This window comes from Pedobacter gandavensis (assembly GCF_032677645.1).
In the GTDB taxonomy this organism is placed as follows: domain Bacteria; phylum Bacteroidota; class Bacteroidia; order Sphingobacteriales; family Sphingobacteriaceae; genus Pedobacter; species Pedobacter gandavensis_A.
The window spans coordinates 157,307-174,137 of record NZ_JAVTSB010000013.1 but is presented as its reverse complement, the minus strand read 5'-3'; the positions used below and the strand labels follow the sequence as shown (position 1 = coordinate 174,137).

Here is a 16,831-nt window from a genome sequence, read left to right as displayed (position 1 = left end):
ATTAGTGATCTAATTGATCTGAAATGGTATAAGGTGCAGCTGTTTTAATACGCTTGCCCTTATATCTTTCAAAGTAATAATCCAGTCTACCCAGATTAATTCCTGCAAATCCAACCTGATTAATCGTTGTCATCTTTCCATCCAGATTCAGAATATCTTCCGGTTGATCCATAAACGTATGGGTATGTCCGCCGATAATTAAATCTATATTTCTGGTGTTCTTAGCGAGTACCTGATCAGAATCTCTGTCGGTTGTGTATTTATATCCCAGATGTGATAAGCAGATCACTAAATCGCATTTTAGATCATTTTTAAGTAGACTAGCCGTCTCATTTGCCGTTTTCACCGGATCTAAAAACACGGTATCTCCATAGTTTCTATCGCCAACCAATCCTGCTAATTTAATTCCGATCCCGAATACCCCAATCTTTATCCCTTGTTTTTTAAAAACCTGATACGGCAAGGTAGATTTGTTCAGTAAGGTATTGGAGAAATCATAATTGCTACATAAAATCGGGAAATTGGCATGCGGCAATTGCTTGTGAAATCCTTCCAAACCATTGTCGAAATCATGGTTACCCATTGTTGCTGCGTCATAATTCATTTCAGACATCAGTTTAATTTCCAGTTCTCCGCCATATTTATTGAAATATGGGGTGCCCTGAAAAATATCGCCTGCATCAAAAAGCAAGACGTTTTTTTCCTGTGCGCGAATAGATTTGATCAGCGCAGCACGTCTGGCTGTCCCGCCTAAACCCGCGTATTTTGAACCGTCCATCGGAAAAGGTTCTACCCTGCTGTGCACATCATTGGTATGTAGGATAGTCAGTTTCACCAGGTCACCGGCGGCGATGGCCTCCAAAGCGTTTAAGTTTAATGCAGCAGCTGCTGCGGCAATCCCTCCTGTTTTAAGGAAGTTTCTACGGTTAATCTTTAGTAATTCTTCCATCTAATTTTGGATTTATTGTTTTCCCGGCAGCCTGGTTTTCTTTAATATAAGTAATGAGTGCATCGCGCATTCTGATACCCATAATCTTTTTCTCTATCGGATTTTTAAAACTCTGTACATTATCTCCGCCTTCCGCTACATAATCAGAGGTTAAGATTTTGTAGTTTTTAGTCGGGTCTAATGGTTTTCCGTTGATCATCACCTCAGTTGGCTTATCGTCTACGATTTTCATCCTTAAACCAGCAACTGGTTGTCCACCGGTTTTGGCAATGTACTCCAACAAATTTTGCACATCTGCCGGACTCAGCACGTAAACCATCATTTCATTCTCAAAAGGCATCACTTCAAAAACATTAGACAGCTTAATATCGCCTTTAGGAAGGGCAACGCGAATCCCACCATTGGTAGAAGGCATGGCAAAATCTATTGTCGGGTCGTATTTTAGCGCTTCATGGAACAAAGCATCAGAGAAGAAATTTCTCAGCAGGTTTTCAGCAACAGGCTTATCGTCTTTTTTGTCCAGCTTTTCCATCAGTACGTCGGCATGGCCGATTACCGTGTTCATCTCCTGATCCATTTTAACTTTATAAGGCAGATAAGTTTTGATCAGCGTACTATCTACCGGCTGAGTGCTGTTCATATTATATTCCGTCCGGTTACTTTTCACCAGCGTATAATGTGAGCTACAGGAAAGCATCAGGGGTATGGCACCTAAAATCAGGTATTTTTTGATTGAATGAATGTCTTTCATATGGATTTGAAAGCACAAAGGTAAAATAAAAAAAACACTTACAATTGTTCCTGATTTTTTGCTTATTTGTAAAATATGAAACGCTTCAACTCTCTTTTAGGCGCTGCCAGCCTATTTCTGGCCCTCTGTACATTAACGCCTGTTTCCGCTTTTAGTCAGGAAAACCAATTGAACAGAATAAAATTAACCTGGGATTCTTATGCGGAGGTGAAGGACTCAAAACGACCCTATATTGCCTATACGGCCCATCAAACCACCCATAAATACCGGGCTACGCAGAAAGGAACTCAACTCTCCCTGAAATTCATGGTGGGCGTTGCCTTAGACAGGAAGCAATCAGTGGTAGACTTCAGCAGGTTATCGGCCCTTGATGAGGAAGCTAAAAAGAACTTGTTAAATCATGAGCAAGGCCATTCAGACCTTGCAGTGCTCTATGGTCGCATACTGTATAAGAATTTATCGAAACGCCTGTATAGCATCAAAAACTATCAACAGGAAGTCAAAAAGGTTTATGACGACACGATGAAAGAGCTCGGAGAAATCCATTTCCGATATGATATGGAAACCGCTCATGGAGAAGAAAAGGAATTGCAGGACAAATGGGATTTGTATTTTAAAAAGGAGTTAAAAGGGTAACATTTTTAGGAAACAACTGGCTTTTAGCTTGGCGATAACGGTCAAAACTTGTTAGAATCGTAATAATTTGGTATTCTTGAGGCTACACAACACCACAAAAGAAACCCAATCATTTCATTCAACCGAAACCTTTTAAATGAACGCTAAAACGTTAAGTCCAGAATTATTAAAAACCAAAGAACACTTTCACATCCTTGATGGTCTACGGGGAGTAGCCGCAGTAGCCATTGTCATTTTCCATTTCATGGAAGTAGTCTTTCTTCCTGCAAAGAATTTCATCGGTCATGGCTTCCTGGCCGTCGACTTTTTCTTTTGCTTATCAGGATTTGTCATTGGCTATGCTTATGACGACCGGATCGGCAAAATGGGCATTTTAGCCTTTTTAAAAGCAAGACTGATCAGACTCCACCCTCTGGTGGTTTTAGGATCGGTTTTAGGCCTGCTCGCTTTTCTATTTGACCCCTTCGGTATGCATCCTGAAATCTATAGTGCCGGTAGAATTGCAGTCATCTTTTTAAGCTCTGTTTTATTGATTCCTTTTCCGGTAGTCTCAGAAAGGTATTTCAATTTATTCGCCTTTAATGCGCCTGCCTGGTCTTTATTCTGGGAATATGTAGCCAACATTGTTTATGCATTAGCCCTGTACAGAGCGACACGTAACGTGTTATTGATCTTAACCCTTGTGGCAGCTGCTGCTATTTGTTACATCGGCTATACCAGCGGAAACCTGCTTGGCGGCTGGAGTGGCGAAACCTTCTGGCATGGTTCTGCGCGTATCTCCTACTCGTTTTTAGCCGGATTACTGATCTTCCGTTCTAAATGGATCATCAAATCAAACCTGGGTTTTGTAGGCTTAAGCGTATTACTTTTACTGGCTTTCCTGATGCCGGACAGCAAATGGAACTGGATCACTGAACCAATGATTGTATTGCTATATTTCCCATTATTGATCTCTTTGGGTGCCGGAGCTAAACTACAGGAAGGCGTTAAAAAACTATGTATTTTCTCAGGAAACATCTCCTATCCATTATACATGACGCATTATATGGTGCTTTGGCTTTTTGCCGACTATTACTTTAGTCATAAGCCAGATACCACTCAATTGTTTTTTATCATTACTGCAGGCACCGCTTTACTAGTTGGTTTCGCCTATGTAGTGATGAAGGTTTACGATATTCCGGTTAGAAGGTATTTCCTTGCCAAATTGAAAAAAGCATAGGACCCTGTCGTTATCCACCTGGCTGATCGTAGGAAAGCCATAAAGCAAGTCCTACAGGAAAACGTCCTTAATCGCTTATTTAGCGGAAGGACGTTTTTTTGTGGCCGTTAAATCCTCCATATTTATAACTTAGCCGAAAATTTAGTTATGCCTGAACCTATTGAACCACAATACTGGCAATCATTTAAAGCCGGAAATGCTGATGCTTTCGAGTACCTATACCGCACTTATTCTGCGGGTTTATACAACTATGGTTCAAAATTCAGTAAAGACAAAGACTTGATTAAAGAGTGTATTCAGGATCTTTTTGTAGGCATCTGGACCAGAAGGTCTACGCTTGGAAACCCTGATCACCTCAAAAACTATCTTTATAAATCATTTCGTCATTTACTTTTCAAAAAGGCTTTTCAGTTGCAGAATTTTGAGGTTTATGATGAAGAAACTGATAATTACTCATTCCAGGTCAGCTTAAATGTAGAAGAAGCTATTATTGATGGCGAGCATCGCAGCAAAGTAACCGAACAGCTCAATCTGGCCATGTCTAAACTTACTGCCCGACAAAGGGAAGCGGTATTTCTAAGATTTTATGAACAGTTGAGTTACGAAGAAATTGCAGAGGTGATGGACATTTCAGTGAAAGCGAGCTATAAAATCATGGCCAGAGCATTAGGCTTCCTGAAAGACAACCTGTCGAAAGACGATTTAATGCTATTGTCTTTACTACTTCATTTGAGATTATTAAACTAACCGGTTAAACCTATTCATCTGATCTATTGAAATTATTCATCTGAATGAATAAAATTATCGAACTGATTATCAGATTAATAACTAATATTTTGAATTTTTATTTATTCTGGTGGGGTAATCTGCTTCATTCTCAGCTAATAGGATCAAAAGCAGTAATATGAAGAAACAAATTAGCGCGTACGAGACCTATACCTTAGCAGAGCTGATCAATGATCAGGACTTCCTGTTATGGGTCCTGCATCCCGATGAAAAGTCAGACCTCCATTGGCAAAGCATTGAAAACACCTACCCCAAGCTCCAGCGCTCTATTTCTGAGGCAAGAGCAATCGTTCAATCCATGCGTTTCGAAAAGGACGTTTTAGCAAAAAAAGAACAGGATGAACTCTGGAATACCATCCAGTCGAAAACGACTTTACTTAAAACACCAGTCCGCAAACTTTGGTATCGTTATGCTGTTGCGGCAGTCTTAGCCGGAGCTTTACTAGGTATCGGCATCCTTTACCAGGTGAACCAACCTATCGCCATCAATACGCCTTATGGTCAATTGAAAACGATCACTTTGCCTGACGGCTCTTTGGTGACCTTAAACGCCAATTCTACGATAAAGTATGATAAAGACTGGAGTAAAAATGAGATCAGAGAAGTCTGGATCGAAGGTGAAGCCTTTTTAAAGGTAAAGCATTTACATACTTCAGGGAAAATAGCAGAACGCGAACGTTTTGTGGTACATACCGGCGATGTCAATGTTGAAGTACTAGGCACTTCCTTTAACGTGAACGACAGACGCGGACGTACGGAAGTGGCTTTGTTGGAAGGTAAAATCAGCCTGGGCTTAAATGGCGCTACTGCTAAACCGCTCATCCTTGCTCCCGGTGATATCGCAGAATTTGAACATGGTAAACTGATTAAAAAACCGATCAATGTAGCGGAATATGCTTCCTGGAAGGATGGAAGGTTGTATTTCAAAGATGTTCCTTTAGCTAAAATCTTCAATGATATAGAAGATATTTATGGGTATAAAGTAGTGGTCGACAATCCGGAGATTCTGAAGAAAACAATTTCAGGATCATTGAGCACTCAAAATGAGCAGGTTTTATTTAAGGCCCTCGGGATGACTTTAAACCTCAACATTACCCCAAATCAAGATACTAAGGAACTAATGATTACGACTAAATAACGCAAAACAATGAGCAACCTAAAAACCGGCCTGATCAGCTTAACCTGCGTCATGATGTTACATCAGTTCGCAATAGCAAGAGAATCCCAAACCACAGGGAAAGAAATATTGACCAAAACCACAGCAAAACAAGAAATTACTAAAACAGCAAAACAAGCACCCTTAGAAAAACAACTACTAACCAAAGTTCTAACCGAATTAACCGCTCAATATAAAATCAACTTCTTATATGAGGAAGTCAACCTGAAACAAAAAACAGTCAATTATAATGCGGCTGAGTATAAGGGAAAATCAATTTCTGAGATTCTCAACAGCTTATTATTGCCCTTAAACTTATCCTGGTATAAAGTAGATGCCCGAAACTATTCCATATTTATCACACCAAAAAAGACAGAGGCCTCCGGTAAAGGCAAGGGAATGGGCGCTAATCTTCCGGATTCCCTGAAACTGGAAAAGGTTACAGGTTCCGTATTGGATGAAAACGGCAAACCTTTGGAATATACCACCGTTACTTTATTGGTAGCACTGGATTCTGCTTTCGTGATCAATTCCCTGACCGATTTAGCCGGTGTTTTTACTTTTCCGACCGTTAAAACGGGAACGTATAAAATCAAAGTTTCTTCGATGGGTCACCAGGCCTATATCAGTAACGCTTTTAAAGTGGGCGGCGGTGCGCCAGCGGTTGCTATAGCGCCTATAGCGATGAAGGTTTCCGATAAAACCTTAAAAGAAGTACAGGTTACCGCGAGTAAACCAATTGTAGAAACTAAAAGTGACCGCTTTATTTTCAATGTAGAAAACAGTGCGATGGCAGTAGGTAACTCCCTTCAAGTATTAAAATCCGCTCCTTTTGTACGTGTTTCTGCCGATAATGTATTGAGCCTTCAAGGTAAGAAAACCATGGTTTTGATCGATAATAAGCCAGTTCCTGATGCAGCACTAGAGAATATCTTATTGACCATGCCCGCCGGAAACATCCTTAAAGTGGAACTGATCACACAACCTTCCGCAAGGTACGACGCTTCTTATGGGGCAGTAATCAATATCATTACCAAAAAAACTCAGGTGGAAGGCATCACCGGAAACTTGCGCCTGGATGGTTCTTCCGGGAATTATGCCACCGGTAGCGTCAATGCAGGGGCGACTTACAAAAATAAAAACCTCACCATTTATGCCAACGGTGGTGTAAATAAAGGCGACAATTATTTCAGTATTGAATCAGAAAGGTTTCAGGATCCAACTGATCCCTCCTATTTTTTAACCAATAACTGGACCCGTTTATCTCACAATCTGATGTACACGTTTCAGACCAATATGGAGTTAGAGCTGGATAAAAACCAAACTGTAGGGCTGTTTGTAGACATAAGTGATGTGCAATTTAAAGGTCCATGGACCACCAACAACAGTTTTGGCCGCAAAAACGGGAAGCTTGATTCCGTGCTGTTCACCGATGGCGCTTTCAATCAGAAAGGGCAATCACAGACTTATAACCTGAATTACCACTTACTTTCCGATTCCGGGAAAAATGAACTGACCGTTCTTGGTACTTATACCCCATGGCAGCGGAATCTTTTACAGTCCTTCCCTTCCACCTTGTATAATGGGGAGGGAGAGATTATTAAAAACCTTCCGCTTTACCAGACCCGTAATCAAGGTAATATTGATGTTTACATTGCACAGCTCGACTATACCCATCTGTTTAAAAAGGATTGGTCGCTGGAAACCGGACTGAAACATCAGCAAACCAACTCTAAAACATTGGTAGTCTATGAAGATTATAAAACAGGCGAATTACAGATAGACCCAAACTTTTCAAATGACAATAACTTGAAGGAATCAATCTCCGGGATGTATGGGATTTTAACGAAGGACTGGGAAAATGATAAGCTTCAGGTAGGATTACGCGCTGAAATATCCAGTGTAAATTTTGTGGACAATTTCAAACAGGATAAGGTTAATTTTTTCCCAACCTTGTTGTATCAACATACCATCAATAAGGACCTGAATTTTTCAGGGTCCTATAAGAAAATCATCAACAGACCGCGCTATACGGAAATGGTTCCTTACTCGGTGTTTCTCAATAGATATAATATTGAACAGGGAAATCCGGAATTGAAACCACAATTCGACAATGTCTATACCTTCACCGCAAACATTAAGAAGTTAAATCTATCGCTTAGTTATACGGACACGAAAGGCATGATTGGCTTGTTCCCTTCTAAGCAGGATTACAGTACAAAGGTCACCTATTTCAAACGCCAGAATCTTAAAAAAGCTACCAGTATCGCGCTTAATGTGTTTTTCCCTTACCGGATCAACGAATGGTGGGAAACCATGAATAGCGGCACACCTATCGGACGTAACAGCGCAGAAGGTATTGTACTGGAGAAAAATCACAAGCTTGCCGCTTTCTATTCTGATTTTAGAACGGCTCATATTTTCAAAATCACCAAGGATTTGAAGCTACAGATAGATGGTTATTACTGGACAAAATACACCCAGGATTTAGGCAGCTATCAAGGGAATAAAAATATCGATGCCTCCCTGTTGGTAAACCTGTGGAAAGGAAGCGGACAATTTAGACTGGGCGGCAGCGAACTGGTCTTTAAAAGAAATGACTATTTGCTGGAACGTGATTACGGAACTTTTAAATCGGCAGAACGGATTCACACCGATAGCAGGCGACTGCTGGTTGGCTTTACTTACAAGTTTGGAAAATCACGTATCGCGAAACCTAATTCAAAACTAGGTAACGCAGATGCGATGAAAAGACTGTAGCAGAAGTAATGAAAAGACTACAAAAGCTTTAAAAACGCGATAAGAATCACCGAAATAATAGCGCCTCTCCCTAAAGCCATCAGCATCGTTCTGATGGCTTTTTTGCTTTCTATAGCGATCATGCTTGCCGGTATGATGATCGTTGATCCTGAGCGTCCTTTTTATTGGCCTTTGGCGTCATGCCTACAGTTTTTTGCGCTTGTTTATTTATTCCTGACATAAAATCTCTACGCTTAATTATTATTACAAAAAACGATAGGTATGCTTTGCTGGAAAGTAGCGAAATACAGCAGATTCTCCTTTGTTATGTAGATTTTCAGCACACGAGAACCAAAGCTGTGATTTACGATGAAAAAAATCATTTTAGCAATTATGAAAAGAATACTAATTAAGAGAAATTCAGGCAAACGTTTGCGCAGATAATTATTTCACTATCGATTTCACTTGATTTAACAGGTATTCGCCCAATTCTGTAGCGCCTCTGTCATAATTGGAGAGCACAACAATCACATATTCGCTATCAGGAAAAATATAGGTTACCGCATTCACTCCGGGTGCGCCACCAGCATGTCCCACTACTTGTTTTGCTGCGGAACCTGACAACTGAAAACCATAACCGTAGCTTTTCCCTAGTTCATCTTTAAACATTTTGCTCTTAGAAGAATCGGTCAATAGCTTCTCAGATAACAGAGCGACTCCGAATTTATGGAGATCCTCCACTGTAGAATAACCCCCACCTGCTGGAGAACCTGTGGTGAAGGCAGAGTTTGAAACCACCTCATAGGAACCATCAATTTTAGGGAGATACCCTACCGCCTGTTGCGTCTTGGTTCCTCCATCAGGGTTAGCTAGTCCTGGCTCTTTTCCTCCGAAAGTGCGCAAGGCGGAGGCTTCCATTCCGGCAGGCTTGTAGATATTTTCCTGTACGTAATCGAAGTAGTTTTGCCCCGACACCTTTTCAATGATCGCGCCCAACAGCAGCATTCCAGAATTACTATAAGTCCATGATGTCCCTGGTTCGAACTCTAGTTTGCTCAGTTTTACATAGGGTTTATAGCCATCTAATGCTCGAAACAGAGCAACAGGACTTTCCAGAAACTTCTCCGTAAAGAAGTCGCCAACGCCCGCACTATGGTTCAATAAATGGCTTACTTTGATCTGATCCGCGAGTGTTGCAGGAAGCCAGGTACTATCCAGAAACTTAGACACCGGATCATTCAAATTGATCTTTCCCTGTTCTACCAGCTGCATGATCCCTACTGCGGTAAACATCTTGTTCATCGAGCCCAGATTGAATTTTGTAGTTAAGGTATTCTTGATTCCATCTGCTTTTATGGCAGATCCACTGGCGGATTCATACAAAATACGATCCCCTTTAGCTAAAAGAACCGCGCCGGAGAAAACTCCTTTTTGAGCTAAACGCTTTACAGTCTGGTCTAAATCTGCAACAAGCGCTTCCGCATTGCTTACTTTTTTAATCGGATCCTGGCTATAAACAACTCTGTTGTTAAAGAGCTTTATCTTACCATCCTGATCAAGCTTTAAACTAAACTCAAGCTCATTATTTAAATCTTCACTGGCATACTGATATTCTCCAAAAAAAGCCCTGGCATTAAAATACAGGCGTTTGTGAAATTTAACACCGCCAGTAGCGCGAAAGGCATTTTTAGCACGGAACAGGAATTTATCCTGCGTAGAAGATTTGAGTGCTGCAGAAAAATTAGCATTTACAAAGTTTGTCAAGGTTTCCAGGGAATTGGAGTTAAGGGCCGCCACCAATTGCTCCGCTTTCTGATCTAACATGGTACTCACCTCGGTATTGGTAAGCGCTGGCATCTTCTCCGGAGTATAGTCCGGAACTTTTGTCCAGAGCTCCTGCCCTACTTTTAAAGCGGAAACCTCATGATGGCTGTTTTTTAAAAAGCTGAGGTTATAACCGCCTTTAGGGTCGGAAAAACTAGTATCAGATTGTTGATCCAGCACCAGCTCCTTGCCATCCCATTCTTTTACCTGTGTCAGTTTGTTCGCTGACACCTTCATTTGAAGATATAATTCTTTAACCTGAGGGTGCTGGTAATAACCATCCGCAGTTTTTAGGGGCTTAAAGGAACGTTTTTCCTGTGCAAGAGCAGCAGAGAAGCAGGTAAACGTTAAAGGAAGGAGCATAAAAATAGTGTAGAACGGTTTTTTATAAATCATATCATCATCTATGGAGTTAAACAGCTAACTTCCTTATTTAGATATGAATATAGTAATTAAAACTATTTTAGGTATTGATATTTCTTCAGGAGATCTCTACTTTCGGCTATACCAAGGTTCATCGTTTTAAAGGCGGTGATGATGTAGACCGCAAAAAGCAGTAATATCCATCTTTTCTTCGATTGCCGAAGCCATGTGGTCTATGATTTCCAATTGTACATCCAGGTAAACAAAGCCTTTACGCTGCACAAACTGCTTGATTTCTGTTAATTGTTCCTGACTAAGCTCCATATTTTTAAAAGGATAAAACTTTGATATACGCTTTGTTATGCTAATCCTGTAAATCTCTTCCTGATGTACAATATCCGGGAAATTACAGAAGGATGGTTCAATACTGATTTCTGCGGGTTGCTCTTTGATCCCTTTCCTATCAAAATGAGGGCTTAAGGTTTAATAACAACTGTAGGTTCTGAATGAAGTCTCTGGCTTCCTGCAGTTTATTAACCACCTCCTTCTCCCCTTCCGGCGATAAAGAATAGTATTTACGCAATCTGTTGTCCACTACTTCTGTGCTGGTCTCCAATAAACCTTCTGCTTCCAGTTTATGTAATGCGGGATATAATGCACCTTCTTTTAACAACAACTCACCCTGTGTAATTGACTTGACTTTGTGGGTGATCTCATAGCCATACATCCGTTCGTTCTCCGATAATAGGTTGAGAATAATCGTTTGTAAGGTTCCTTTGAATAATTCGTTATTGACTGCCATACTCAAATATAGTATATTTCTTACACACCTAAGAAACTTAGGTATGTAAATTTTAACGTATAATCCTGATGAAATGGCTATCACTACGAATACCTTCCTTCAATATGTTTTAAAATTTACAATACTTTTCAAACTATAATTCTAAATTGAAGTTTTGTATCAAAGGAATTGACATGAAAACAAAAGTTCAAATTGCTATACTAGACGATTATCAAAATGTTGCACTGACTTACGGAGCCTGGTCAGAAATAGAGGAGCTTGCAGAGATTACCGTTTTTAATGACCACCTCAGTGGAACCGGGGAGCTCGTTGAGCGACTGAAACCTTTCCAGATCATTGCGGTGATGCGGGAACGGACGCCGATGACACGGGAAATCCTTTCTCAACTGACAAACCTGAAACTGATTATTTCCACCGGTCAGCGGAATGCTTCTATAGATATGAAAGCGGCAGAAGAGTTCGGTATTACCGTTTCTCCAACCAGATATATCTCTAATGGCGCACCTGAACTGACCTGGGCCCTGTTAATGGCCTTGTCAAAACACCTGGTCCGGGAGTCTGAGAATGTCCGCACAGGCGGCTGGCAAACGGAGATCGGCGTAGATTTGAAAGGAAAAACCATTGGTATTGTCGGACTGGGGAACATTGGCAGCGCAATTGCCCGTTACGCCAAAGCATTTGAAATGGATGTTATCGCATGGAGCGAAAACCTGACGGAAGAAAAAGCGAGCGCTCAGGGTGCCAGATTAGTGAGCAAGGAAGAGTTGTTTTTTACAGCTGATTTTGTAACGGTACATCTGATCCTGAGTTCAAGAAGCAAAGACATCATTGGCGGAAAAGAACTTGACCTGATGAAGCCATCTGCATTCTTTATCAATACTTCCAGAGGTCCACTGGTAAACGAGAAGGCTTTGATTGAGGTGCTAAAGAAGAAAAAGATCGCTGGTGCAGGTCTGGATGTATATGATCTGGAACCATTGCCAAGTCAACATCCTTTCAGGACCTTACCAAATGTATTAGCCACACCACATATTGGCTATGTTACAGAAAACACTTATGAGGTGTTTTATGAGGATATCAAAAGAAACATAGAAACATGGCTGGGCGGGTAATTATATAGCGCCCTACCCAATTATAGCACACTACCTGCGTCGTCCATGAACGGGAAGGCAGATCGCTATCAGACAAACGATGAGCACAAAACTAAATTCCATTCCGTTTCTTCCCGGGCCTACTACATACCAGCCATCCGGATAATGAACCAGTACAATACCAATTAACAAAACCATGATGAATATCGGAACAACATATTTCAGGAATTTCCCAAACAGGATCAATAGAGAACCCAGGATCTCAAAACCCATCAATGCCCAGGCCAGGTAAACGCCAAAAGGAGCAAAACCGACCTTATTCAGGTAATGCTCTCCAAAGTCGTTTACTGTATGATTGAGAACGCCATGTAAACTATGAGATAAAAAAATCGTTGCAATCGCTATACGAATCAGTAACAAGGGATTGAGGCGGTTAATTGTTTTCATAATTAAATATATAAGTTTCTAAGGAGAGCAACAAATTTATAGCCCATCTTCTTACTCCCGGCTTAACTGATCCTGGAGAATTTCCTTATTTTAGGGCCCCTAAACTTTTAAATACACCATGAAAATAAAAGCAATTATTACCGGAGCAACAGGCATGGTTGGCGAAGGCGTACTGTTAACCTCCCTGGAACATCCGGATGTAGCAGAGGTTTTGGTGATCAATAGAAAACCCGGCGGACTGAGCCATCCGAAACTAAAAGAGATCATTCATAAAGACTTTTTCAATCTGGCAGCATTGGATTCTCAGCTGGAAGGTTACAACGCCTGTTTCTTTTGCCTTGGAATTTCTTCTGTTGGCATCAGTAAGGAAGAATACCAGCACATCACCTACGACCTTACTTTAGCGACAGGCAAACACCTGGCTGGCATCAATCCGGAAATGACCTTTTGCTATGTTTCCGGTGCAAGTACAGACAGTACGGAGCAAGGAAAGGTTGCCTGGGCAAGGGTTAAAGGAGCAACGGAAAACGCCCTGATCAGACTTTTCAAAAACGCTTATATGTTCCGTCCCGGCTTTATGAAAGCAGTACCCGGACAAAAAAACATCAAAAGCATTTATAAATACATAGCCTGGATGTACCCTATCGGCCGTAAGTTTTTCCCTGCCGGATTTTGCACCTTAGAAGAAGTGGGTCTGGCGATGATCAATTCCGTAAAAAAAGGATACCCAAAGCAGGTTTTAGAAGTGAAGGATATTGTGACCTTATCAAAAGCCTGAGTTGCGTAACTAAACAATTTGAGGAGTTTTTTTGTTGGAACAGTAATTGCGCATTGTTTTACGAATCAAATACTAGCTTTGCTGCAATCGGGTAAGGCATTATCAGAAATACCTCAAGGGTTTACATGCATTTATTAATTTAAGTAAATTGAAGATTAAGCAATTCTCCAAAGTAAGCGTAGTATTAGTGGTCCTGACTGCCTCCGGGTTAGCAAAAGGGTATGGACAAACTTCATCGGTTCAGGATTCGTTGAAGAAAGAGCGGGTAAATCTGAACCAGGATAGTATCCAGAACGCATTCGACATCGGTGATTTAATACACCATATCTTCCGTCCGGGCAAGCCTCAAAAGCCTGTTCAGCAAAAATCAGGCATTACGCCTATGCCTAGTATTGCCTACAATCCAAGTATTGGCGCACAGATTGGCCTAAAAGCAGTAGCAGGAAGAGTACTTGGTCATGAGCCAAACACGCTGATGTCTATTGCCGCAACTTCGGCCTCTATTACCACCAAAGGCATCATTTACTTTTACCTGAGTCATAATATATATACGCCGGGAAACCGCTGGAACTTCCAGGGAAGTCTGGTTGCTGCAAAAACGGTAAATCCGGATTTTGGCTTCGGAATCGGTGCTGACGTAACCGGAACACCGGAAGAAATTATCATGGCTAATCCAGATCGGAAAGGCTATGTGATTCATGGCGAGTATTACAATTTCAGGGAAAAGGTGTACAAACAAGTGATGGATCACCTTTTTGTAGGTGCCGGAGTTTCTATTGACATCCGAAGACAACTGGAGGACAGAGATCATCCCGACAACCTCACTCCTTACCATATTTACAGTACTGAACGCGGGTTTAAAACAGATCATTACCTGGCGAATGGCTTTCTATTTAACCTGCAATACACCACTCGTGACCATCAGAACCGCGCTTATAAAGGAATGTATGCCGATGCGGGAGTCCGGGTAAACCAAACCTGGATCGGGAGTACGAAAAATGCAGTACAAATCACCACCGACTTCAGAAAATACTGGAGCTTATCTTCCAGAAATCCGGAGCATGTGATCGCTTTTTGGAACTGGGGATCTTACCTGGTTAGTGGAACATTACCTTACCTGGAATTGCCTGGAACAGGGAAAGACCCGAGTTTCCGGAGTGGCAGAGGATATACCGTAGGCTACTTTAAAGGAACCGATTACTTTTATTCGGAAGTAGAATACCGCTTTCCGATTACCAAAAACAAGTTTTTAAGCGGGGTAACTTTCTTTAACATTCAAACGACGAATGACGATTCTGGAACTAAGATCTTTCAGAAATGGCAGCCTGCCGGTGGCGCAGGTCTGCGGATTCTCTTTAACAAAGCAACAAGGACTAATCTATGTGTCGACTATGCATTCGGTAATTTTGGTGCTAAAGGTCTGTTCCTTGGTTTAAATGAAGCATTTTAAACCGGTTTTTGATTAACACCTAAACGATAAAACAAAAACCGGTAGGTCTGACCTAAATTGTCAGAGCTTGAAAAAGATCTTCTTCCGGTATAAGAAATAGCAAATGCCCCATTCTGCGGCAAAGGTAGTCAGGGCAGCGATCACTAAAAACCAGTTGTGCGATAAACCCAGCAAAGTTTCCATCGGATTGAATACCATGATCACATAACCGTTGAACCAGTTACGTCCTACGATCTCGAAAAACAAGTAAATGAAAATCGAGTTCATACCCACAACCTGAAAAAACAATAATCCTTTCTGGTGCTTTCGGAGGTCTATCCACCAATAGCACAAGGCGACCATCCAGCAGCAAAATCCGAGAGAAACCAATACAAAGGAGCTGCTGGCAATCGGTTTAATAATCAGCGTTATTTCAAAAAAATCAAGCGCATACCCTGTTAATACTAAGGCCAGTCCAGCGGGCAACAGCCAGGTTAAGGGGGTTTTGTACTGCATAAACAACTTCCCTACGATGACACCGGCAAGTGTATGTACTGCGGTAGGCAACCAGTTGATAAAAACATAATGATTTCCTTCCTGTTGAAATAAGAGGTAATCAATATAGCTGCCGATATTCCGGCCATCGCTAAAGCCCTCAACATATCCGGGAATATTCCAGAACCGGTAAAGGAACTCCGTGAATACTAAAATACCAATGGCGGCCAGCAGCTGATATTTGATTTTAAAATCAAATAGTAAAAAAGCAATGATGGTGGTAAAGGCAAGTTGGGTTAAAATATCGGTGACATCCAATGCGTTTAAGGATAACCAGTCGGGGCTGTGTATTCTTTTTATAATCCCCCAGCACAGCAGCAAAGCACTCCGTTTTAAAATCTTCAAAAAGCGATCATTCCAGGGCATCCCCTGCTCCTTTTGCCGGGTTAAGGAATACGTCATGGCGATACCGGCCATAAACATAAAAGCGGGTTGAATCAGATCCCAGAAATGTATTCCGCGCCAGTCGTTATGAAAAAACTGAGCCATCAGCGAAGCGGCGAAACTTCCTTTTTGACATAAATGCAGGAGATAAACATAGAGTTCGGTGCTTTCCAACGCTAATAAGACCATGATCAGGCCCCGCATAAAATCAAGAGATAACAAGCGTTTAGTCGGCGTAATTGTAATGTGGCTCATTTAGTTTAAGAGGTTAAAGGAATTAAATAATTCTAAAAGTTAAAAACTTTTAAAGAAGTTTAAGATTTTATGGAAAAAAAAGCTGGATCACAGATCCAGCTTTTTTTTAAAGTAAATTGAAACTTTTAATACATATTAAGGTTTATTAAAAGCAGTGACCACAATAGTCCAGGTCTTTTTTGACCCGTTAGCGGCAGTCACCTCATATTGCTGTGGAACGGTCAGATTGGTAGGATCTCCCAATTTTGAGCTTCCTGCCACTGGCTTAATCGTTGCGGCAGTAGAGATATCCATATACAGCCATAAGTTATTCTGCAAGACTTTTGCACGTTCTGCGGCATTGAAACTACCACTGGCTGCAGGTACGGTAATGGTCAGTTTAAGCGTTGAATTCGGCTCATCCACAGTTTTTACCACATCCAGTTTTTTAATCACCACGATCGGTTGTCCGCCAAATTGTTCTGGTCCATTATAGCGGTACTCCACATATACGTTATCGATATTGGTACCATCCCATTCAGGATACTCCGGAAGGCCCTTTTTCAAACAGGAAGTCAGCATTGTGCTTACTAATACCAGACACAGCTCTGGAAAATAGCCAGCAATCCTGTTCAATACACAGCACTCTGCTCCAATAAACGTAAGTCCTCCTCCTGCGAAAACAATA

At 41.3% G+C, this 16,831-nt stretch carries 16 protein-coding genes; 8 read left to right on the top strand and 8 right to left on the bottom strand.

Annotated elements, in window-relative coordinates:
- Nucleotide 1: 1 nt before the first annotated feature.
- Both R2Q66_RS20990 and R2Q66_RS20985 read right to left on the bottom strand, forming a co-directional pair.
- Nucleotides 2–949, bottom strand: coding sequence for a metallophosphatase (locus R2Q66_RS20990; RefSeq protein ID WP_316752895.1), 948 nt, complete (start codon nt 947–949; stop codon nt 2–4).
- Nucleotides 927–1,700: a 5'-nucleotidase C-terminal domain-containing protein gene (locus R2Q66_RS20985; protein ID WP_316752892.1), complete on the bottom strand. Its 774-nt coding sequence runs from the start codon at nt 1,698–1,700 to the stop codon at nt 927–929. The genes R2Q66_RS20990 and R2Q66_RS20985 overlap by 23 nt, the downstream gene beginning before the upstream one ends.
- Before the next feature lie 75 nt (nt 1,701–1,775).
- Here R2Q66_RS20985 and R2Q66_RS20980 point away from each other — a divergent pair, with 75 nt between their 5' ends.
- The 5 genes from R2Q66_RS20980 to R2Q66_RS20960 all read left to right on the top strand — a co-directional run bounded on the left by R2Q66_RS20980 (nt 1,776) and on the right by R2Q66_RS20960 (nt 8,257).
- Complete coding sequence (locus R2Q66_RS20980; RefSeq protein WP_316752890.1) at nt 1,776–2,336, top strand: DUF922 domain-containing protein; 561 nt, start codon at nt 1,776–1,778, stop codon at nt 2,334–2,336.
- A gap of 136 nt (nt 2,337–2,472) precedes the next feature.
- Complete coding sequence (locus R2Q66_RS20975) at nt 2,473–3,555, top strand: acyltransferase (RefSeq protein ID WP_316752886.1); 1,083 nt, start codon at nt 2,473–2,475, stop codon at nt 3,553–3,555.
- 147 nt (nt 3,556–3,702) lie between these two features.
- Nucleotides 3,703–4,302: a sigma-70 family RNA polymerase sigma factor gene (locus R2Q66_RS20970; protein ID WP_316752884.1), complete on the top strand. Its 600-nt coding sequence runs from the start codon at nt 3,703–3,705 to the stop codon at nt 4,300–4,302.
- Between the two features lie 157 nt (nt 4,303–4,459).
- The gene (locus R2Q66_RS20965) at nt 4,460–5,479 is read left to right on the top strand and encodes a FecR family protein (RefSeq protein WP_316752881.1); all 1,020 of its coding nucleotides are present in this window, start codon (nt 4,460–4,462) and stop codon (nt 5,477–5,479) included.
- Nucleotides 5,480–5,488: 9 nt separating this feature from the next.
- Nucleotides 5,489–8,257, top strand: a complete 2,769-nt coding sequence (locus R2Q66_RS20960; protein ID WP_316752878.1) for an outer membrane beta-barrel protein — start codon at nt 5,489–5,491, stop codon at nt 8,255–8,257.
- Between the two features lie 423 nt (nt 8,258–8,680).
- On the opposite strand, the gene R2Q66_RS20955 is transcribed toward R2Q66_RS20960, so the two are convergent.
- The 3 genes from R2Q66_RS20955 to R2Q66_RS20945 all read right to left on the bottom strand — a co-directional run bounded on the left by R2Q66_RS20955 (nt 8,681) and on the right by R2Q66_RS20945 (nt 11,225).
- Nucleotides 8,681–10,456, bottom strand: a complete 1,776-nt coding sequence (locus R2Q66_RS20955; protein ID WP_316752876.1) for a serine hydrolase domain-containing protein — start codon at nt 10,454–10,456, stop codon at nt 8,681–8,683.
- A gap of 126 nt (nt 10,457–10,582) precedes the next feature.
- The gene (locus R2Q66_RS20950) at nt 10,583–10,747 is read right to left on the bottom strand and encodes a hypothetical protein (RefSeq protein WP_316752874.1); all 165 of its coding nucleotides are present in this window, start codon (nt 10,745–10,747) and stop codon (nt 10,583–10,585) included.
- A 139-nt stretch (nt 10,748–10,886) separates the two neighbouring features.
- The gene (locus R2Q66_RS20945; RefSeq protein ID WP_316752871.1) at nt 10,887–11,225 is read right to left on the bottom strand and encodes a PadR family transcriptional regulator; all 339 of its coding nucleotides are present in this window, start codon (nt 11,223–11,225) and stop codon (nt 10,887–10,889) included.
- Nucleotides 11,226–11,398: 173 nt separating this feature from the next.
- Here R2Q66_RS20945 and R2Q66_RS20940 point away from each other — a divergent pair, with 173 nt between their 5' ends.
- A complete protein-coding gene (locus tag R2Q66_RS20940; RefSeq protein WP_316752868.1) occupies nt 11,399–12,337 on the top strand; it encodes a D-2-hydroxyacid dehydrogenase family protein in 939 nt (312 codons plus the stop codon).
- 30 nt (nt 12,338–12,367) lie between these two features.
- Here the strand turns inward: R2Q66_RS20940 and R2Q66_RS20935 are convergent, their stop codons facing one another.
- Complete coding sequence (locus tag R2Q66_RS20935; protein WP_316752864.1) at nt 12,368–12,763, bottom strand: DoxX family protein; 396 nt, start codon at nt 12,761–12,763, stop codon at nt 12,368–12,370.
- Nucleotides 12,764–12,881: 118 nt separating this feature from the next.
- On the opposite strand from R2Q66_RS20935, the gene R2Q66_RS20930 reads away from it, so the two are divergent.
- Entirely contained in the window at nt 12,882–13,541 is a 660-nt protein-coding gene (locus tag R2Q66_RS20930; protein WP_316752861.1) for an epimerase, read from the top strand.
- Between the two features lie 148 nt (nt 13,542–13,689).
- Nucleotides 13,690–14,991 carry a BamA/TamA family outer membrane protein gene (locus R2Q66_RS20925; protein ID WP_316752858.1) on the top strand — a complete coding sequence of 434 codons (1,302 nt, stop codon included), beginning with the start codon at nt 13,690–13,692 and terminating at the stop codon, nt 14,989–14,991.
- Between the two features lie 60 nt (nt 14,992–15,051).
- Here R2Q66_RS20925 and R2Q66_RS20920 read toward each other — a convergent pair whose 3' ends face one another.
- Nucleotides 15,052–16,164, bottom strand: coding sequence for a DUF5009 domain-containing protein (locus tag R2Q66_RS20920; protein WP_316752855.1), 1,113 nt, complete (start codon nt 16,162–16,164; stop codon nt 15,052–15,054).
- A gap of 135 nt (nt 16,165–16,299) precedes the next feature.
- A complete protein-coding gene (locus R2Q66_RS20915; protein ID WP_316752853.1) occupies nt 16,300–16,779 on the bottom strand; it encodes a DUF5018-related domain-containing protein in 480 nt (159 codons plus the stop codon).
- Nucleotides 16,780–16,831: the final 52 nt, after the last annotated feature.